Source organism: Brevundimonas aveniformis DSM 17977, assembly GCF_000428765.1.
Taxonomy (GTDB): domain Bacteria; phylum Pseudomonadota; class Alphaproteobacteria; order Caulobacterales; family Caulobacteraceae; genus Brevundimonas; species Brevundimonas aveniformis.
Window position 1 is genome coordinate 962713 of sequence record NZ_AUAO01000001.1, and the last position, 19274, is coordinate 981986.

Below are 19274 nucleotides of genomic sequence, written 5' to 3' on the forward strand. Positions count from 1 at the left end.
GTTCAGGATCTGACCATGACCTCTCCCGCCGCTTCCTCGATTTTGTCCCCCACGCCGGGCCTGTTGACGCCCTCGGCGGCCTACAAGCCGTTCCGCTATCCGTGGGCCTTCGACATGTGGAAGAAGCAGCAGCAGGTCCACTGGGTGCCCGAGGAGGTGCCGCTGGGCGAGGACGTCAAGGACTGGGCGGTCGCGCTGAATGACGGCGAGCGCAATCTGCTGACCCAGATTTTCCGCTTCTTTACCCAGGCGGACATCGAGGTTCAGGACAACTACATGGAACGCTACGGTCGGGTGTTCAAACCGACCGAGATCAAGATGATGCTGGCCGCCTTCGCCAATATGGAGACGGTGCACATCGCGGCCTACGCCCTGCTGCTCGAGACTATCGGGATGCCCGAGGCCGAGTTCGGGGCCTTCATGGAATATGACGCCCTGCGCGCCAAGCACGACTACATGGGCCAGTTCGGTGTCGACACCGACGCCGACATCTGTCGGACGCTGGCCATGTTCGGCGGGTTTGCCGAAGGACTTCAGCTGTTCGCCAGCTTCGCCATGCTGATGAACTTCCCGCGCCAGAACAAGATGAAGGGCATGGGCCAGATCGTCTCCTGGTCGGTGCGCGACGAGAGCCTGCATTGCGAGGGCATCATCAAGCTCTACCACGCCTTCAACAAGGAGACGGGCGCCGTCACCAAGGCGGTGGCCGATGACATCGTCGAGTGCTGCCGGACCGTCGTGGACATGGAAGACCGCTTCATCGACCTGGCCTTCGAGGCTGGCCCCGTCAACGGCATGACGCCCGACGACATCAAATCCTACATCCGCTTCATCGCCGACTGGCGTCTGCGCCAGCTCCAGTTGCCGGAGCTGTATGGCGGCAAGCGCGACAACCCGCTGCCGTGGTTGCAGTCGATGCTGTCGGGCGTCGAGCACGCCAACTTCTTCGAAGCCCGCGCCACCGAATATTCCAAGGCCGCGACCAAGGGCTCCTGGCACGGAGCCGATGGTGTCTGGTCGTCGTTCGACAAGATGCTGGAAAACCGCAAGGCCGAGGAACCGGCAGAGGCGGAATAGGGCCTCAGCCGCCTTCCGCCAACGCCTCGTCGACTAGGGCCCGGACTTCCGGGCTGTTCCAGTCGGCCTCGCCGGCCAGCCAGGCGCGGATGCGGCCCTCGCGGTCGATCAGGACGGTCTGGGGCATGGCTCCGCGCCCCGGCAGGCGGAACGGCAGCTCAAAGGTGGGATCGGAATAGAATTCCAGCGGAGCCTGTTCGGTCAGGAAGGCGCGGGCGGCTTCGATCTCCTCGGGCGTGCGGTCGACATTGACGACGACCACGGTGACCTCGTCGCCATAGGCCTGATCCAGTGCAGCCAGGGTCGGCAGCTCGGTTCGACAGGGCCGGCACCACATGGCCCAGACGTTCAGCACCAGGACCCGGCCGCGAAAGTCCGACACATCTGTCGCTCCGCCGTCGGGCGTCAGGAACCCCTGTGTCGGTGCAGGCAAGGCGTCTGCCGGGGTCAGCAGCGCCTCCAGCGAACCCGTCGCGCCGTCGTCGGCGGAAACGGCATCCTCGACCTGCACCAACTCGAACCGTTGCTTGTAGACGGCATAAATCACCAACGCATGGCCGCCGATTATGATAAGGGCACCGACCGCAGCCGCCGCCACAATCGTCCAGATCAACCGCCGTTTCCGTCGAGCTTCGTCGTCCATGTCCAAATCGTCCGATGCGCCAACCGGCGCGACCCAAAGCCCGAGTGTCGGCACAGGTCAAGAGATGTGGGGCGGTCGCTTCTCGGAAAAGCCCGCCGAGCTGATGCAGGCGATCAACGTCTCCATCGGGGTCGACAAGCGGCTGTGGCGACAGGATCTGGCCGGGTCACGCGCCCACTGTCGGATGCTGGCCAAACAGAGGATCATCAAGGCCGCGGATGCCGAGGTCATCCTCGGGGGGCTGGACCAGATCGAGGCCGAGATCGAGGCCGGAACCTTCCCCTTCCGCGACGAATACGAAGACATCCACATGAATGTGGAGGCGCGGCTGAAGGAGCTGGTCGGTGAGCCGGCCGGGCGGCTCCACACGGCGCGCTCACGCAATGATCAGGTGGCGACCGATTTCCGCCTGTGGGTGCGCGACGCCTGTGATCGCACCGTCAACCAGATCGAAGCCCTGCAGCGCGCCCTGCTGGGTCAGGCCGAGGCCGAAGCGGGTGCGCTGATGCCGGGCTTTACGCATTTACAGCCGGCCCAGCCGGTGACGTTTGGCCATCACATGATGGCCTACGTTGAAATGTTCGGGCGCGATGCCGGGCGCTTCCGCGATGCGCGCGCGCGCATGAATGAAAGCCCCCTGGGCTCTGCGGCCCTGGCCGGGTCGCCGTTTCCGATTGATCGGGAGATGACGGCCTCGGCCCTCGGCTTTGCCCGCCCCATGGCCAATTCTCTGGACGGGGTTTCGGATCGCGACTTCGCCCTTGAGAGCCTGGCGGCGGCGTCGATCTGCGCCGGTCATCTGTCGCGCCTGGCCGAAGAGATCGTGGTGTGGATGACGCCCCAGTTCGGCTTTGTCAGTCTGTCGGATGCCTTCACCACCGGCTCATCGATCATGCCGCAGAAAAAGAACCCCGATGCGGCCGAGCTGGTGCGGGCCAAGACGGGACGGATCACTGGGGCTTTGATCGCTCTGACCACGGTGATGAAGGGCCTGCCGCTCGCCTATTCCAAGGATATGCAGGAGGACAAGCCACCGGTTTTCGAGGCCTTTGACGCGCTGGATCTGGCGTTGTCGGCCATGGCTGGAATGATTGCCGACCTGACGCCGAACCGCGAGCGGATGGCGGCGGCGGCGGGCGCAGGTTTCTCGACCGCGACCGATCTGGCCGACTGGCTGGTGCGTGAGCTGGACCTGCCGTTCCGCCAGGCACACCATGTGACGGGCGCGGCGGTGAAACGGGCGGAGGACCTGGGCGTCGACCTGCCTGACCTGCCGCTGGAGGACCTGCAATCCATCGAGGGCGGAATCACCCAAGCCGTGTATGATGTCCTGACCCCGGCGGCTTCGGTGGCCAGCCGCAAGGCCTGGGGTGGAACCTCGCCGGATGGTGTGCGCGAGCAGGTCAGGCGCTGGAAGGAGCGGATCGGATGAGACTTCGGACCCTGATGCTGATCGGCGTGGGCACCCTGGCCCTGACCGGCTGCGGCCTGCGGGGCGATCTTCAACGCCCGGCCCCGATGTGGGGGGATGGTGAGGCGGTGCCGATGGACCCCGACCAGGAGGCTCCCGAAGATCCCAACGCGCCGATGCCGATCAACCCGTCCTGACGGACGAGCCCCGTCCGAACGCGGGGCGGGCTCAGCGAAGCGCCCTGTTTAACGCCGCCGCGTCTCGCCTTTGCGCTGACGGCGGGTGGGGGCTATAGAGCGCGCCGAACACCTCCCGCATTCGACGAAAGAGAGCCCCAATGGCCAAGATCAAGGTCGCCAATCCCATCGTGGACATCGACGGCGACGAGATGACCCGCATCATCTGGCAGATGATCAAGGACAAGCTGGTCTTTCCGTACCTCGACCTTGAGCTGGACTATTACGACCTGGGCATGGAGAACCGCGACGCCACCGACGACCAGGTGACCATTGACGCGGCCCACGCCATTCAGCGCCACGGCGTCGGCGTGAAGTGCGCCACCATCACCCCGGACGAAGCGCGGGTGAAGGAGTTCGGCCTCAAGAAGATGTGGAAGTCGCCCAACGGCACCATCCGCAACATCCTGGGCGGCGTGGTGTTCCGCGAGCCGATCATCTGCTCCAACGTGCCGCGCCTGGTGCCCGGCTGGACCCAGCCGATCGTGGTTGGCCGTCACGCCTTTGGTGACCAGTACAAGGCCACCGACTTCCTGGTGCCCGGCCCCGGCAAGCTGACCATCAAATTCGTCGGCGACGACGGCCAGGAGATCGAACACGAGGTGTTCAACTTCCCGTCCTCGGGCGTGGCCATGGGGATGTACAACCTGGATGACTCGATCACCGAGTTCGCCCGCGCCAGCTTTGCCTACGGTCTGAACCGCAAATATCCGGTCTATCTGTCGACCAAGAACACGATCCTGAAAGCCTATGACGGCCGCTTCAAGGACATTTTCCAGAAGGTGTTCGACGAGGAGTTCAAGGCCGACTTCGACAAGCTGGGGCTGACCTATGAGCACCGCCTGATCGACGACATGGTGGCGGCCGCCATCAAGTGGTCCGGAGGCTTCGTCTGGGCCTGCAAGAACTATGACGGCGACGTTCAGTCCGACGTGGTGGCGCAAGGCTTCGGTTCGCTGGGCCTGATGACCTCGGTTCTGATGACCCCGGATGGCAATATCCTGGAATCCGAAGCCGCCCACGGCACCGTGACCCGCCACTATCGCCAGCATCAGAAGGGCGAGGCGACCTCAACCAACTCCATCGCCTCAATTTACGCCTGGACGCGCGGATTCAAGCACCGCGGCAAGCTGGACGGCAACGAGGCCCTGATTAGATTCGGCGAAACGCTGGAGCGTGTGGTCGTCGAGACGGTCGAGGCCGGTTTCATGACCAAGGACCTGGCCCTTCTGGTCGGCGACCAGCAAGGCTGGCTGACCACCGAGGGCTTCCTGGACAAGGTCGCCGAAAACCTCGACGCGGCGATGGCGACCTGACGAAACCTCGCGCGTAGGGGGTGTGGTCTAGCCTTGGCCGCAAAGTCAGGGCTTAACTGCATCCGATGAGCAGACGCATCGACATCGACGCGGGCGAGATCGGCCCGCCGCTGGACGAGATCATCCGTCACATCGAGGACGGATCGGTCCAGGAATTGGTCATCCGGAGGGAGGGCCGCGAGGTCGCGCGTCTGTCGCGTCCCGGTTATTCCGCCGAGCCTGCACCTCAGCAGCGCCAGTATGCCTGGGATCAGGCGCGCGACTATCGCGACCAGGGGCGGCGTCCCTCGGTCGGTGGGGCGATCGCCAACTTCATCGGTATGGCGGTGATTGCCGCGGGTCTGGCCTTCTTCCTCGCCCCCGCCTACGCCTTTTTCGCCCTGAGATCGGCGGCGCTGTCGGGCGATGTGCCGGCCCTGGCCGAGCTGGTCGACTATGGCGAGGTGCGGGCGTCCCTGCGCGCCCAGATGTCCGACAGTCCGCGAGCCCAGGAACCGGAGCCGTCCTGGCTGGAAAATCCGATTGAAGCCATCCGTCGTCGTCTGGGCCAGGCGGCGGAAGAGGCGACCGGGGCCGCCCCCAATGTCGATCCGTTCCTGACGCCCCAGGCCTTGGCCGGGATCACCTATGGCGAAGGTCATTTTGCCGCCGAACGCTCGCGCGCCGGTGCCCCGCCGATCCAGCACGAGGCGACAGATCAGCCGTGGCCGGGTCTGGTGCACTGGGGGCCCAGCCGCACGCGCTTCCGCATCCGCGACGAGGGTGGGTCGGAGACGGTCCTGACGTTTACGCGCTCAGGCATCTTTGCCTGGAAACTGTCGCACATCGGCCTGCCCGAAGGCGGCAGCCCCGACGGGGCCGGTGAGGCCGAACAGGGCGTCCCGCAGGCGGGTTAGGCCAACGCCGCCCGCACTGCGCTCAATCCATCCTCTGCCTTAGACCCATCCGGTGCGCCGCCCTGAGCGAAGTCCGGCTTGCCACCCGCGCCTTGCCCACCCATCGCCAGCACCGCCGCGCGGGCCAGATCGGCCGCGTTGAGCTTGCCGGCCAAATCGGGGGTCACGGCCACGGTGATCGCCGCCTTGCCATCGGTGACGCCGATGAGGGCGACGACGCCCGAGCCGACCTGTTTGCGGAAATCCTCAGCCACGCCGCGCAGGGCCTTGCCGTCGACGCCGTCGAGCACGCGGGCGATCAGCTTGACGCCGTTGATCTCTTCGGGCGCGGCGTTTGCGCCGGAGCCGCCGCCCAGCGCCAGCTGCTTCTTCAGGTCCGCGACCTGCTTCTCCAGCGCCTTGACCGAGGTCTGCAGACCCTCGACCCGGCCCGGCACGTCGCCCGGCTGGATCTTGAAGTCACGGGCCAGACCGCGCGCAACCTTCGCCTGGCCTTCCAGATACTGGCGGGCCGCCTCTCCGGTCAGGGCCTCGATGCGGCGCACGCCTGCGGCGATACCGCTCTCGGAGATGATCTTGAACAGGGCGATGTCGCCGGTGCGCGCCACATGGGTACCGCCGCACAGCTCTACCGAATAGGCGGTCTTTTGATCGGCCAGCGACTGGCCGAGCGTCAGCACGCGGACCTCATCACCGTATTTCTCACCGAACAGGGCCACGGCCCCGGCCTCGATCGCCTTGTCCGGTGCCATCAGTTCGGTCGCGGCGGGCAGGTTCTGGCGGATCACCGCATTGACCTCGGCCTCCATGGCCGCCAGCTCGGCCTCGGTGACCGGCGCATTGTGCGAGAAGTCGAAGCGCACGCGCTCGTGGTCGACCATCTGGCCCTTCTGGGCGACGTGATCGCCCAGCACATTCTTCAGCGCCGCGTGCAGCAGGTGCGCCGCCGAATGGTTGGCGCGCGTCGCCAGGCGCTCGGACGGATCGACCGACAGGACCGCCCGGGTCCCGATCTCCAGCGTGCCGGACGTCACCTCGATGGCGTGGGCGTAGATGTCACCGCCCGGCTTTTGCACGTCGATGACGCGGGCGGAGCCGCCCGGCCAGCTGATCTCGCCCTGATCGCCGGCCTGGCCGCCGCCTTCGCCATAGAAGGGAGTCTGGTCGAACACGACCTCGGCGGTTTCGCCTTCGGCGACGCTATCGGTCGGCCGGCCGTCCTTGACGATGGCCAGAACTTCGCCCGAGCCGTCGACATTCTCATAGCCGGTGAAGACCGTCGGCCCGAGGCGATCGCGGATCTTAAGCCATTCGCCCTGGGACGCTTGCTGGCCCGAGCCTTTCCAGTGCTCTCGGGAGCGCGCGCGCTGTTCGGCCATGGCGTGCTGGAAGCCGTCGACATTGACGGAAAATCCACGCCGGCGGGCCTCATCCTGGGTCAGGTCGAGTGGGAACCCGTAGGTGTCGTAAAGTTCAAAAGCGGTCTGACCGTCCAGCATGTCGCCGGGCCTGAAGCCCTGAACCGCCGTCTCGAACAGGGTCATGCCGCGCCCGAGTGTAGACCGGAACCGCAGCTCTTCCTGCTTGAGCGTATCCTCGACAAAGGCTTGAGCTCGCTTCAGTTCCGGGAAGGCCTCTCCCATTTGGTCCACCAGCGTCGGGACCAGCCGGTACATCAGCGGCTCTGTCGCGCCCAGAAGATGGGCATGGCGCATGGCCCGGCGCATGATCCGGCGCAGTACATAGCCGCGCCCCTCGTTGGACGGCGTCACCCCGTCTGCGATCAGGAAGGATGACGACCGCAAATGGTCGGCGATGACCCGGTGGCTGGGCGCGCGCTCTTCGTCCGAGGGCGTCGAGGTCAGTTCTTCGGACGCCTTGATCAGCGTCTGGAACAGGTCGGTGTCAAACACCGAGTTCTTGCCCTGAAGCACGCTCGCGATCCGCTCCAGCCCCATGCCGGTGTCGACCGAGGGCTTGGGAAGGTCACGAACGATCTCGTCGTTCTCCTTCTCGAACTGCATGAAGACGTTGTTCCAGATCTCCACGAACCGGTCGCCGTCTTCGTCGGGAGATCCCGGAGGTCCGCCCGGAACGTGCTCGCCGTAGTCATAGAAAATCTCGGTGCAGGGCCCGCACGGCCCGTTCTCGCCCATGGCCCAGAAGTTGTCCGAGCCGGCGATGCGGACGATCTTGTGATCGGCAAAGCCGGTCACCTTCTTCCAGATGTTCCAGGCCTCATCGTCGTCGATATAGGTCGTGACCATCAGTCGGTCAGGGCTGAGGCCGAAATCCTTGGTGACCAATTCCCACGCCTTTTCGATGGCGTGCTCCTTGAAATAGTCGCCGAAGGAGAAATTCCCCAGCATTTCAAAGAAGGTCAGGTGCCGGGCGGTGTAACCGACATTGTCCAGGTCATTGTGCTTGCCCCCGGCACGCACGCACTTCTGACTGCTCGTCGCGCGCAGCGACGGCGGCCGGGCCGCGCCGGTGAAATAGTCCTTGAACGGCACCATGCCGGCATTGACGAACAACAGCGTTGGATCGTTCTGCGGCACCAGGGGCGCCGAATGGATCTTCTGGTGGCCGTCCTCCTCAAAGAAGTCGAGGAAGGTGGAGCGGATGTCTTTCAGGGAGGTCATGCGGCGCGGAATATCTGGAGTTCGGGAGGAACCCGGCCTCATATAGGGTTTTGCCGCCGGGTGCATCCTTTGTGACGCCGTATAGACCCGGCCTCGATCTTGCCGCTGCGGCGTGGCAAAAGCCGTCCATGAGCCTTCGCATCGAACATCGCATCGGTATCGCGGCCTCACCTGAGGTGGTCTGGGGTGTCATCGCCGATCTGGAGCGGTGGGGTGAATGGAATGGCCTGCACCCTGAGGCGCGTGGCCGGATCAGCATCGGCGGGCGGCTTGAGGTCGCTGAGGTCCTTGAGGGAGAGCCGGGCCGGCTGCACCAGGTGAGCATTCCCGACTGGACACCCGAGATCCAACTGGTCTGGATCAACAAACGGGGGTTTCTGTCGAGATCCACGCGTTATTTCGAGCTGGAAGACCTGTCGGGGGACGCCTGCCTTCTGGCCAATGGGGAAATCTTCGACGGTCTGCGAGGCGAAGGCTGGGCGCGCCCGCGACGCGGGCTTTTCCATGCCGCGTTCGAGGCCATCAATGAGGCGATCAAGGCCCGCGCCGAGGCCTTGGCCTGACCCCTATTCGTCGTTGGGGATACAGAGCTGCTCGCCGCAGGCCTTGCAATAGACTGCATCCGGGTCGTGCCTGCCCAGGCCGCAGGTCGGGCACGGAAAGCTGACCTTGTTGGGCCGGAACACCGCCTGACCCAGTCGAACAAACAGGGTCACGCCCACCAGCATGATACAGATCGACACCAGCCGACCCCAGCCGCCCGGCAGGGTGATGTCGCCGTATCCGGTCGTCGTCAGGCTGGTGACCGTGAAATACAACGCATCCATGTAGCCCCGCAGCCCCTCGTGCTTGCCGAGGAAGGCCGTGTAGACAAAGCCGGTGGCCACAAACACGAAGGTCACCAGGGTCAGGACCGCCCGGATGATTTCTTCGGTACGGGTATCGTCGTACTTTCGGCCCAGCGTCCGCCAGAAGAAGTCTGAATGGATCAGGGTCCACAGGCGCAGCACCCTGAGGAAGCCGAGGTTGAAGAGCCACGCCGGGAACAGCAACGTCGCCAGGATGAACAGATCCACCCAGACAATCGGCTTCTTCAGCCAGTCCTTGATATCGGAGTAGGCATAGGCCCGTGCCGCCAGGTCGATGGCCAGGATGGCGGCAATCACATAGTCGATCGCATAGAAGACGATCCCGGATTCCTTCAGCAGCGGGCTGATCATGAAAAATCCAATGATCAGCAGGTCGATGATGAGGACCGTGGCGCGGAACTTCACCGCCGCATGCGACGAGCCGTGATACAGCGCCCGTAGCCTCGCCTTGAGGCGAAAACCCTCTTTGCGGGCGGGCGGGGAGTCCGTTCCACAGGCCGGGTCCTGGGCGTTTCGCGCCTGGACCGCTTCCAGAACTGTTAGGGGCTTGGCCGCTTTGCGCTTGCGCCGGGGTTGGGAAGTCATTGTCTCTCGATAGTGCGACTGTCTCGCGCGGGAAACCAGCAGTGTCTATATGGGCTATATGGGAAGACCCTTCGTCAAGATGAACGGCCTGGGCAACGACTTTGTCGTGGTCGAGGCGCGCGCCGAACCGTTCATGCCGACCGAGGATGAGGTCCGTGCCATCTGTGACCGAACCGACGGTGAAGGTTGTGATCAGCTGATTGCCATTGAGCCCGCCGGCGACTGCCAGGTCTTCATGCGGGTGTGGAATGCCGATGGCAGCCAGGTCGAGACATGCGGCAATGCCTTGCGGTGTTTGGGCTGGCTTCTGATGCAGGCGTCGGGCACTGACCGGGCCGAAATCCTGACGGCGGGCGGCCTGACCCGGGCCTATGCCGGCGGGGACCAGCGGGTCAGCGTCGATATGGGGCGTCCAGGACTGGACTGGACCGAGATCCCGTTGGCCGAAGAGATGGATACGCGTGGCATCGAGTTGCAGATCGGACCGATCGACAATCCGGTGCTGCATACGCCCGGTGCCGTCTCAATGGGCAATCCGCACGTCACCTTCTTTGCCGCGCGCGATTTTGACGACGCCTTTGTCACCGCCTCCGGCTCGCTGATCGAGCGCCACCCCCTGTTCCCCGAAGGGGTGAATGTCGGGTTTGCCCGGGTGCTCGGTCCTGAGCGGATTCGGCTGCGCGTCTGGGAGCGGGGTGCGGGTCTGACGCGGGCGTGCGGCACCGGGGCCTGTGCGGCCTTGGTGGCCGCCAACCGCAAGGGGCTCACCGGACGAACAGCGACGATGGAGCTGGATGGCGGCGAGCTTGAGATCGACTGGCGTGAGGATGGCCACGTCTGGATGACCGGCCCGGTTGAGGTCGAGCGTACGGGGACTCTGGGTTAGCTTCCCTGTTCCATCTGCTGGGTGATCAGACGGGCCAGCCGATCCGGCCCCAGACTGGCGCTCAGGGGGATGGCGAACTCACCCTCCGGGTTCATCAGATAGATGTTGAGTGAATGGTCCATCGTATAGCCGCCGCCCTCAAGCTCCTGGCGGCGGTAGACGACACGATAGGCCTCGGTCGCCTGACGGACCTGGTCCGGCGTACCGGTCAGGCCGGTGACCCCTTGCGGGAAGCTGGCGGTTTGCAGGTAGTCGGCCAGGGCCGCGGGCGTGTCGCGTTCGGGATCCACAGTGATGAAGACGATCTGCAAGTCATCAGCGCGGTCCCCCATCCGTTCCTTGGCGGCGGCCATAGCCTGAAGCGTCGAGGGGCAGAAGTCAGGACAGTGGGTAAAACCAAAGAAAACCGCGGTCCACTTGCCCTCAAGGATGGACTGGTCGACCGGTCGTCCGTTCTGATCCACCAGCTGGAAAGGACCACCGATGTCGGCCCGGCCAAAGGAGACGACAGGCTGGTCGCCGCCGTCAGGCGCGCCGTGGGCGCGCTGGGGATTGAACCACACGGTCCCGAGCCCGATCAGGACCGCCAGGCCCAGACAGACGGCGGCAAAAATGGCGATCGGCTTGGACGGCATGGATTCCTCTCGACGCGGGGGTGTTCGACGGGGCTTATAGGGGGGTGAGCGCCGAGCCCCAAGCCGCATCGACCTACTGGGACCCTTCCAGCCTGCCCGCCCCACGCGGCCGGTTGCGTGCGTCTACGCTGATTTCCCTGCGGTGGCTGGGTTTGGCCGGGCAGTTGGCGGCGGTTCTGGTCACCGCCTTCATGTTCGACTTCGAGATTCGCCTGGGCTGGGCGCTCGGGGTGATCGGAGCCGGGGCGTGGATGAATCTGGCGTTGCTGCTGCGTCCCAGTCCACGTCCGGTTCTGGAAGGTTGGGCGGCGGCGGCCCAGTTGAGTTTCGATGTCATCCAGCTTGGGGCTCTGTTGGGCCTGACGGGGGGATTGGACAATCCGTTCTGCCTCTTGCTGATCGCGCCGGTCACCATTGCGGCCGCGGCCCTGCCGACGCGCCAGACCATGACCATCGGCGTGCTGACGTTGCTGGTCGCCTCGGTCCTGTTCTTCGTACCCGAGCCTCTTCCCTGGCGAGGCGGTGAACAGTTCGCTCTGCCGCCGCTGTACCGGCTGGGGGTCTGGATCGCGGTGATGACGGGCGTTCTGTTCACGGCCGGCTATGCCTGGCGCACGGCCAATGAGGCGCGACGGATGGCCTTGGCCCTGGCGGCGACCGATTCGATCCTGGCGCGGGAACAGCGCCTGGCCGCCATGGGCGGTCTGGCGGCGGCGGCGGCGCATGAACTGGGCACCCCGCTGGCGACAATCCAGATTGTCGCGCGCGAGTTGCTCCGCAACGCCAAGGGCGATGCCGCGCTCGCCGAGGATGCCGCCCTGCTGGTGCAACAGGCCGAACGCTGCCGGGACATCCTCAAGGCCCTGTCCCAGAGATCCGATACCGGAGAGGTCGCCGACGCGCGGCTGTCGCTGAAAATGCTGCTGAACGAATGTGCCGAACCTCACCGGGGTGCCGGCCCGCGCATCGAGATCGCCGTCGAGGGTGCCGTGGGCGCGGTCGAACCTGAGGTTCGCCGCCTGCCGGAGGCCGTGCGCGCGATCTCCACCCTGATCGAGAACGCGACGGATTTTGCTGTCTTCGAGGTCCGTGTCACCGCCCGATATGACGACCGCACCGTCAGGGTCGAGGTGCGCGACGACGGGCCGGGCTTTGCCTCAGATGTTCTGGCGCGCCTGGGAGAGCCCTATGTGACCTCACGGCCACTGGGCGAGGGCTCGCGAACGGGTCATCAGGGGATGGGGCTCGGTTTCTTCATTGCCAAGACCCTGTTGGAAAAGACCGGTGCCGCCCTGACGTTCGGCAATCTGCGCAACAAGGAGGGGGCGCAGGTCGCCATCACCTGGCCACGAGAGGCCATAGAGGCGCCGCAACCGGACGCCAAAATCAGTTGACGTCGCTTGCGTCAGGGAGACGCAGGGCGGAATCTGGGATACGGCGCTAGGAGATACGCATGACCGAAACGCTCGATCTTCAGTCCCAGGTCGAAACCCTGGATGACCGGACGCTGCTGGTGCTGGACGACGATGCGGCGCTCAGAACGCGGCTGGGCCGGGCGATGGAATCGCGAGGGTTCGATGTGACCCTGGCCGAATCCGTGGCCGAAGCGACCCAGATCGCCAAGTCCAGCCCGCCGGCCTTTGCCGTGGTCGATATGCGGCTGGAGGATGGGACCGGGCTGGTCGTAGTCGAAGCCCTGCGCGAAGCTCGCCCGGATGCCCGCGTGGTCATGTTGACCGGCTATGGGGCTATCGCCAACGCTGTGGCGGCGATCAAGGCCGGTGCCATCGACTATCTGTCCAAGCCGGCCGACGCCGACGATGTCGTCAAGGCCTTGCTGGCCCAGGGCGATGACAAGGCCGCGCCGCCGGAAAACCCCATGTCGGCCGACCGGGTCCGCTGGGAACATATTCAGCGTGTCTATGATCTGTGCGGCGGCAATGTCTCGGAGACGGCCCGGCGGTTGAACATGCACCGCCGGACCCTGCAGCGCATTCTGGCCAAACGCGCGCCGCGCTAAACCGTAGCCGCCCTCATCGCCGCCAAACGGGCGAAGGCCAGGGTCAGGGCTTTGCGTCGGGCCGGGGCCAGCGGGCTGGCGAGCGACGATCGAACCACCGCTCCACCAAAACCGTCGGCCACGATCAGTCCGGGTTCCTCGGGCAGGACCGGGGCCGGAAACTCCGGTGCCACGGCGAAATAGAAGGCGTCACAGAAGGGCAGGTAGTCGCCCCACTTCTGGTCGACGCGAAAATCCTCGACGGAGGATTTGACCTCGCAGATGGCGATCTCGCCCTTCTTGCCCAACCCCATGACATCGGCGCGCCGTCCGTTGGGCAGGGTGACCTCCAAGAGGGACACGAATCCAAGGTCGGTCATCACCCGCGCAGCCCCCCGCGTCACCGCCTCGGTCACCACCGGACGGACACCCGAGAGCGTCAGGGTTTCAACCTTGATAAGGGCCATGCAGACGCAGATGTTCGCTCTGCGTTCCGCCTGTCAAGACCTCAGCTCGAGGTGCCGACCGCCAGGGTGAGCCAGATGAGTTTCAGTGTCTGCATGGGATATCAGCCGCCTGTCTGTACGGCGTTGGAGGTGTTGTAACCGAGCGCCCGCACACGGGCGAGCAGATCGGCGCGATTGGCCGGGTTGGGGGAGCGGGTCCACAGCCAGAAATAGTTGCCGCCCGGCGTGCCCAGGATAGCCCAGGAATAGTCGTCGGCCCGGTCGAGAACCCAGAACTCCTGGCTGACGCCGACGAAGCCGGCGGCCCCGGACGCCGCACGGAAACGCAGCCGGTTGTTGGCGCTGTTCAGCGAGGTCGCGGTCGACCGGGTGACCTGCGGGCTGCCCGACGCACGATTGCAGGTGGAGACAATGTTGTAGGCCCCGCCACTGCCCGGTGTGATGGCGACTTGTAGCCGCGTGCACGGTCCCTGGTTGCTGTTGGGTGTCCGCGCGACCTCGTACCAGGTGCCGTCGAAATCCGACAGGGTGACGGCACGCGCGGGCGGACGTGCATCGGCAAGCGCCGCGCCGGCAAAGACGGTCAGAGCCGCTGCGGCGGCGATGATCTTGATGGACGTCATGCTCAGATCCCTCGTTGAAGCCCCGCGAGAGGGTAGCAACGATCAGCTGCTCCTTATAGAGGCAAGGGTGGCGGCATTTGGGCGCGCTGGAGGGATTCGTATGGCCGAGGAGGCGGAGCCGCCTCATGGAGACAATGCCGCGCCGTTCTCGGTGTCGGAACTGTCCAGCGCGCTCAAGCGCACGGTCGAGGAGCGGTTCGGCTATGTCCGGCTGCGCGGCGAGATCTCCAAGGTGACGCGCCATGCGTCGGGCCATGTCTATCTGACCCTCAAGGACGAGAACGCCTCGATTGACGGCGTCGTCTGGCGCGGTGTCGTCTCACGCCTGGACTGCCAGCCCGAACAGGGTCTGGAAGTCATCGTGACCGGCAAGATCACGACCTATCCCGCGCGCTCCTCCTACCAGATCGTCATCGACAGTATGGAACCGGCAGGTGTCGGGGCCCTTCTGGCCCAGCTGGAACGGCTCAAGGCCCAGCTGCGCGGAGAAGGTCTGTTTGATCCCGCCCGCAAACAGCCAATTCCCACGGTCCCCGCCGTGGTCGGGGTGATTACCAGCCCGACCGGGGCCGTGATCCGCGACATTCTGCACCGCATTCGTGACCGCTGGCCGTGTCAGGTGCTGGTCTGGCCCTGTGTGGTCCAGGGCGACCAGGCGGCCAAACAGGTGGCCAATGCCGTGCGCGGCTTCGCCGCCCTGCCCGAAGGCGGGTCCATTCCCCGCCCCGACGTCCTGATCGTGGCGCGCGGCGGCGGGTCGATCGAGGATCTCTGGCCGTTCAATGATGAGGCCCTGGCCCGCACAGTCTCGGCCTGCCCGATCCCGGTGATTTCTGCGGTGGGCCACGAGACAGATACGACGCTGATCGACTTCGTGTCGGACCGGCGAGCCCCGACACCTACCGCCGCAGCTGAAATGGCCACGCCGGTTCTCAGCGAACTCAAGGCCCAGACAGCCGACTATGAGCGCCGATTGCAGAGGGCTGCAGGCCGGATGGTTGAAACCCGGCGCGGCGCGCTGATGGCGGCGGCGGGGCGATTGCCATCCATGGCCGACCTGTTCGGACGCCGCGAGCAACGCCTGGATGTCGCGACCGCGCGACTGTCTTCCGGTCTGAATGCCCATGTGGCCGCCCACGATCGGCGGCTGGCGGCGGTGGCGGCACGTCTCACCCCCCAGACCCTGCTGCGGCCTATCCGGCTTCAGGCAGAGCGCGTGGAAGCGCTGGATCGGCGGGCGGTGCAGGCACTTCGCGCCGTCCTTCGTGACGCTGACCGTCGCCTGGATGGGGCAGCTCGTCGGTTGCCGTCGATGGATCGGCCGATCAGCCAGGCCCTGGTCCAGTTGGATGCGTTGTCGGGGCGGGCCCTACGCGCGTTGGAACGCTTGCAGGCCCGGCAAGCTGAGCGATTGGATCGAGCCGGACGCCTGCTGGAGAGCTTGAACCCGGATGGGCCGCTGGCGCGCGGTTTTGCGCGGGTTCACCATGCGGATGGGCGATTGGTGCGCAGGGCGGCTGAGCTGGCCTCTGACGAGGCGGTGTCGCTGCACTTCGGGGACGGAGCTCGCAATGCTGTCATCGACGGTGGGCTGTCACCGGCGCATCAGGCCAAGGCAAAGCCCAAGCCGAAATCCTCGTCCACGGATCAGGGTGATTTGTTCTGAGGTTTAGGCGGTTCCGTCCGTCAGGTCCGACCAGAACGTCTTGGCTTTCTTGAAGAAACCGGCGTGGCGGGGGAGCTGTTTGTCGCCCAGACTTTCCGACAACTCACGCATCAGCTCTTTCTGGCGCGCGGTCAGATTGGTCGGGGTTTCAACAAAGAGTTCCACGACCAGGTCACCGCGACGGCGACCCTGAAGGTCCGGCATGCCCTTGCCGCGAACGCGGATGGCCTTGCCGGTCTGGGCACCGGCATCGACCTTGACGGTGGTACGGCACTGGCCGTCACACGCCTCGGACGCCAGACAGGGCGCTTCAATATCACCGCCCAAGGCCGCCAGGGCCATCGACACTGGAGCCTGAACCAGCAGGTCCAGACCGTCCCGTTCGAACAGCTCATGCGGTTTGACCGACAAGAAGACATAGAGATCGCCGCGCGGGCCCCCGCGCCGTCCGACGTCGCCTTCGCCGGTCAGGCGGATACGCGAGCCGTCATCGACCCCGGCGGGAACCTTGAGGCTGAGCGTGCGATGTTTGCGGACCTGCCCCTGTCCGCGACAGGAGGTGCAGACGTCGGCCTCGGCCAGTCGCCGGCCCTGGCCACCACAGGTCGGGCAGGTGCGTTCAACCTGGAAGAAGCCATTGGCGGCGCGCACGCGCCCCTGGCCGTTACAGGTCGTGCAGGTCTGGGGCGAGGTGCCCGGCTTGGCTCCAGTCCCGGAGCAGGGCTCGCAGGAGGCCGCCGTGGCCACGTCGATTTCAACTTCAGAGCCCTGGTAGGCCTGCTCCAGCGTGATCTCGAGGTCGTGGCGAATGTCGCTGCCGCGTTGGGGACCGGCCCGGCGGGTCTGCTGGGCGCGATTGAACATGTCGCCGAAGGCGTCACCAAACACCTGCGAGAAGATGTCGTTGATGTCCTGGGGCCCGCCTGAGAACCCGCCACCCATGCCGCCCATGCCGTTGAGGCCATCAGCTCCGAACCGGTCGTAGGCGGCGCGCTTCTGAGGGTCGGACAAGACCGAATAGGCCTCGTTCACTTCCTTGAACTTGGCCATGGCGTCTTCGCAGCCGCCATTGCGGTCAGGATGGTACTCCATCGCCTTCTTGCGAAATGCGGCCTTGAGAGCCGCTGCGTCGGCGTCGCGTGAGACGCCGAGAAGTCCATAATAATCGGTGGTGGAAGCCATCAGCCTTTACGCCCAAAGGTTTCACCCTCCCGGCCGGGGCCGGGAGGGCGACCTGGATTAGGCCTGTTCCTTCTTGTCAGCGTCCTCGTCGTCGGTGACGTCCTCGAACTCGGCATCGACGACGCCATCATCGGCCGGCTGGGCATCGGCGGCATCCGCCTGGCCCTGCTGGGACTGATACATGGCTTCGCCAAGCTTCATCGCCGCCTGGGCCAGGGTGTTGGTCTTGGCCTGGATGTCCTGGGCGTTCTCACCTTCCAGGGCCGACTTCAGATCGGCCAGGGCCGTTTCAATGGCACCCTTGTCCTCAGCCGAGATCTTGTCGCCATGTTCGGCCAGCGACTTTTCGGTCGAATGGACGGCGGCATCGGCCTGGTTCCTGGCCTCGACCAGCTCCTTGCGGGCCTTGTCGGCGACCGAGTTGGCTTCGGCTTCCTTGACCATCCGGTCGATGTCGGCGTCTGACAGACCACCGTTGGCCTGAATACGGATCGACTGCTCCTTGTTGGTCGCCTTGTCCTTGGCGGTCACATTGACGATGCCGTTGGCGTCGATGTCGAAGGTAACCTCGACCTGGGGCATACCGCGCGGGGCCGGCGGAATACCCATCAGATCGAACTGACCGAGCATCTTGTTGTCCGCGGCCATCGGGCGTTCGCCCTGAAAGACGCGGATGGTCACCGCCGACTGGTTGTCCTCAGCGGTCGAGAAGACCTGGGACTTCTTGGTCGGGATGGTGGTGTTGCGTTCGATCAGCGAGGTGAAGACCCCCCCTAGGGTTTCGATGCCGAGCGTCAGGGGGGTGACGTCAAGCAGCAGCACGTCCTTGACGTCGCCTTGCAGAACGCCGGCCTGGACGGCAGCGCCGAGCGCCACGACCTCATCAGGGTTCACCCCCTTGTGCGGCTCCTTGCCGAAGAACTTCTTCACCGTCTCCTGGACCAGCGGCATACGGGTCATGCCGCCGACGAGAACGACCTCGTCGATGTCGGACGCCTTCATGCCGGCATCCTTCAGCGCCTTCTCACAGGGGCCGACGGTGCGCTGGACCAGGTCCTCGACCAAGGCTTCGAGTTTGGCGCGCGAGAGCTTGATGTTCAGGTGCAGCGGGCCCGAGGCATTCATCGAGATGAAGGGCAGATTGACCTCGTATGAGGTCGTGGAGGACAGCTCCTTCTTGGCCTTTTCGGCCTCTTCCTTCAGGCGCTGGAGGGCCAGTTTGTCGGACCGCAGATCGACGCCCTGTTCCTTTTTGAACTCGTCAGCCAGGTAGTCGACGATGCGCAGGTCGAAGTCCTCGCCGCCCAGGAAGGTGTCGCCGTTGGTCGACTTCACTTCAAAGACGCCGTCGCCGATCTCGAGGATAGAGACGTCGAAGGTGCCGCCGCCCAGGTCGTAGACGGCGATCTTCTTGCCGTCGTTCTTCTCAAGGCCGTAGGCTAGGGCCGCCGCGGTCGGCTCGTTGATGATACGCAGGACCTCGAGACCGGCGATCTTGCCGGCGTCCTTGGTGGCCTGACGCTGGGCGTCATTGAAATAGGCCGGGACGGTGATGACCGCCTTGGTGACGGTTTCGCCCAGATGGGCCTCGGCGGCCTCCTTCATCTTTTGCAGGATGAAGGCCGAGATTTCCTGAGGCGAATAGTCCTTGCCGTGGGCGCGAACCCAGGCGTCGCCGTTCGGTCCCTTGACGATCTCATAGGGGACCATCTTTGCGTCCTTGGCGACCACGGGGTCGTCAAAGGTGCGGCCGATCAGGCGCTTGATGGCGAAAAAGGTGTTCTCCGGGTTGGTCACCGCCTGGCGTTTGGCCGGCTGACCGACGACGCGCTCGCCGTCTTCCAGAATGCCGACGACGGACGGCGTCGTGCGCGCGCCTTCAGCGTTCTCGATAACCTTGGGGTTCTTGCCGTCCATGACCGCGACGCACGAGTTGGTCGTACCGAGGTCAATGCCGATGATCTTGCTCATGGGCGTCTCTTCGTCTCCGTTTGTGGCGGATGGTCTTGGCGGCCCGGCGATTCGGCGCCGCGCTGTCCCATCCCCTGATGTTTGTTCCTGCCACGCCCCGGGTTGCCCCGTGACGCAACGCTTGGGCGGGATATGGGAAAGTCCGCACGGGTCGCAAGGGCTTGGCCACA

18 protein-coding genes are annotated in these 19274 nt (G+C 65.1%); 10 read left to right on the plus strand and 8 right to left on the minus strand.

Going from position 1 to position 19274, the window contains the following annotated elements:
- Window positions 1-15: 15 nt before the first annotated feature.
- Window positions 16-1077 carry a ribonucleotide-diphosphate reductase subunit beta gene (locus tag G391_RS0104955; protein ID WP_029086540.1) on the plus strand — a complete coding sequence of 354 codons (1062 nt, stop codon included), beginning with the start codon at window positions 16-18 and terminating at the stop codon, window positions 1075-1077.
- Window positions 1078-1081: 4 nt separating this feature from the next.
- Here G391_RS0104955 and G391_RS0104960 read toward each other — a convergent pair whose 3' ends face one another.
- Entirely contained in the window at window positions 1082-1720 is a 639-nt protein-coding gene (locus G391_RS0104960) for a TlpA family protein disulfide reductase (protein WP_035303592.1), read from the minus strand.
- On the opposite strand from G391_RS0104960, the gene argH reads away from it, so the two are divergent.
- From argH to G391_RS15100, 4 genes are all read left to right on the plus strand, one after another.
- Entirely contained in the window at window positions 1719-3152 is a 1434-nt protein-coding gene (gene argH, locus G391_RS0104965) for an argininosuccinate lyase (RefSeq protein ID WP_211226468.1), read from the plus strand. The two genes, G391_RS0104960 and argH, sit on opposite strands and share 2 nt — an antisense overlap.
- Window positions 3149-3328 (plus strand): LPS translocon maturation chaperone LptM, encoded by a 180-nt coding sequence (gene lptM, locus G391_RS13875; RefSeq protein WP_035303594.1) that lies wholly within the window; start codon window positions 3149-3151, stop codon window positions 3326-3328. The genes argH and lptM overlap by 4 nt, the downstream gene beginning before the upstream one ends.
- A 140-nt stretch (window positions 3329-3468) precedes the next feature.
- Complete coding sequence (locus tag G391_RS0104975) at window positions 3469-4683, plus strand: NADP-dependent isocitrate dehydrogenase (RefSeq protein ID WP_029086543.1); 1215 nt, start codon at window positions 3469-3471, stop codon at window positions 4681-4683.
- A 65-nt stretch (window positions 4684-4748) separates the two neighbouring features.
- The gene (locus tag G391_RS15100; protein ID WP_051257121.1) at window positions 4749-5579 is read left to right on the plus strand and encodes a DUF2939 domain-containing protein; all 831 of its coding nucleotides are present in this window, start codon (window positions 4749-4751) and stop codon (window positions 5577-5579) included.
- Here G391_RS15100 and alaS read toward each other — a convergent pair.
- Window positions 5576-8221: an alanine--tRNA ligase gene (alaS, locus tag G391_RS0104985; protein WP_029086544.1), complete on the minus strand. Its 2646-nt coding sequence runs from the start codon at window positions 8219-8221 to the stop codon at window positions 5576-5578. The two genes, G391_RS15100 and alaS, sit on opposite strands and share 4 nt — an antisense overlap.
- 128 nt (window positions 8222-8349) lie before the next feature.
- Between alaS and G391_RS0104990 the strand changes: the two genes are divergently transcribed.
- Window positions 8350-8784, plus strand: coding sequence for an SRPBCC domain-containing protein (locus G391_RS0104990; RefSeq protein ID WP_029086545.1), 435 nt, complete (start codon window positions 8350-8352; stop codon window positions 8782-8784).
- A 3-nt stretch (window positions 8785-8787) separates the two neighbouring features.
- Here G391_RS0104990 and G391_RS0104995 read toward each other — a convergent pair whose 3' ends face one another.
- Window positions 8788-9675, minus strand: coding sequence for a potassium channel family protein (locus G391_RS0104995; protein WP_084169124.1), 888 nt, complete (start codon window positions 9673-9675; stop codon window positions 8788-8790).
- Between the two features lie 58 nt (window positions 9676-9733).
- Between G391_RS0104995 and dapF the strand changes: the two genes are divergently transcribed.
- Window positions 9734-10561, plus strand: a complete 828-nt coding sequence (gene dapF / locus G391_RS0105000; protein ID WP_029086547.1) for a diaminopimelate epimerase — start codon at window positions 9734-9736, stop codon at window positions 10559-10561.
- Here the strand turns inward: dapF and G391_RS0105005 are convergent.
- Entirely contained in the window at window positions 10558-11196 is a 639-nt protein-coding gene (locus G391_RS0105005) for an SCO family protein (RefSeq protein ID WP_029086548.1), read from the minus strand. The two genes, dapF and G391_RS0105005, sit on opposite strands and share 4 nt — an antisense overlap.
- Before the next feature lie 44 nt (window positions 11197-11240).
- Here G391_RS0105005 and G391_RS0105010 point away from each other — a divergent pair, with 44 nt between their 5' ends.
- A complete protein-coding gene (locus G391_RS0105010) occupies window positions 11241-12590 on the plus strand; it encodes an ActS/PrrB/RegB family redox-sensitive histidine kinase (protein WP_245572035.1) in 1350 nt (449 codons plus the stop codon).
- A gap of 59 nt (window positions 12591-12649) precedes the next feature.
- On the plus strand, window positions 12650-13216 hold the full coding sequence (locus tag G391_RS0105015; protein WP_051257122.1) for an ActR/PrrA/RegA family redox response regulator transcription factor: 567 nt from the start codon (window positions 12650-12652) through the stop codon (window positions 13214-13216).
- Here the strand turns inward: G391_RS0105015 and mmcB are convergent.
- Window positions 13213-13662: a DNA repair putative endonuclease MmcB gene (mmcB, locus tag G391_RS0105020; RefSeq protein ID WP_029086551.1), complete on the minus strand. Its 450-nt coding sequence runs from the start codon at window positions 13660-13662 to the stop codon at window positions 13213-13215. The genes G391_RS0105015 and mmcB overlap by 4 nt on opposite strands.
- A gap of 101 nt (window positions 13663-13763) precedes the next feature.
- Entirely contained in the window at window positions 13764-14285 is a 522-nt protein-coding gene (locus tag G391_RS0105025; RefSeq protein WP_029086552.1) for a lipocalin family protein, read from the minus strand.
- Window positions 14286-14385: 100 nt separating this feature from the next.
- On the opposite strand from G391_RS0105025, the gene xseA reads away from it, so the two are divergent.
- Complete coding sequence (gene xseA, locus G391_RS0105030) at window positions 14386-15951, plus strand: exodeoxyribonuclease VII large subunit (RefSeq protein WP_029086553.1); 1566 nt, start codon at window positions 14386-14388, stop codon at window positions 15949-15951.
- Between the two features lie 3 nt (window positions 15952-15954).
- On the opposite strand, the gene dnaJ is transcribed toward xseA, so the two are convergent.
- Together dnaJ and dnaK are read right to left on the minus strand one after the other, a co-directional pair.
- Window positions 15955-17133, minus strand: coding sequence for a molecular chaperone DnaJ (dnaJ, locus tag G391_RS0105035; RefSeq protein ID WP_035303596.1), 1179 nt, complete (start codon window positions 17131-17133; stop codon window positions 15955-15957).
- 57 nt (window positions 17134-17190) lie between these two features.
- Window positions 17191-19104 (minus strand): molecular chaperone DnaK, encoded by a 1914-nt coding sequence (gene dnaK, locus G391_RS0105040; protein ID WP_029086555.1) that lies wholly within the window; start codon window positions 19102-19104, stop codon window positions 17191-17193.
- Between the last annotated feature and the right edge of the window lie 170 nt (window positions 19105-19274).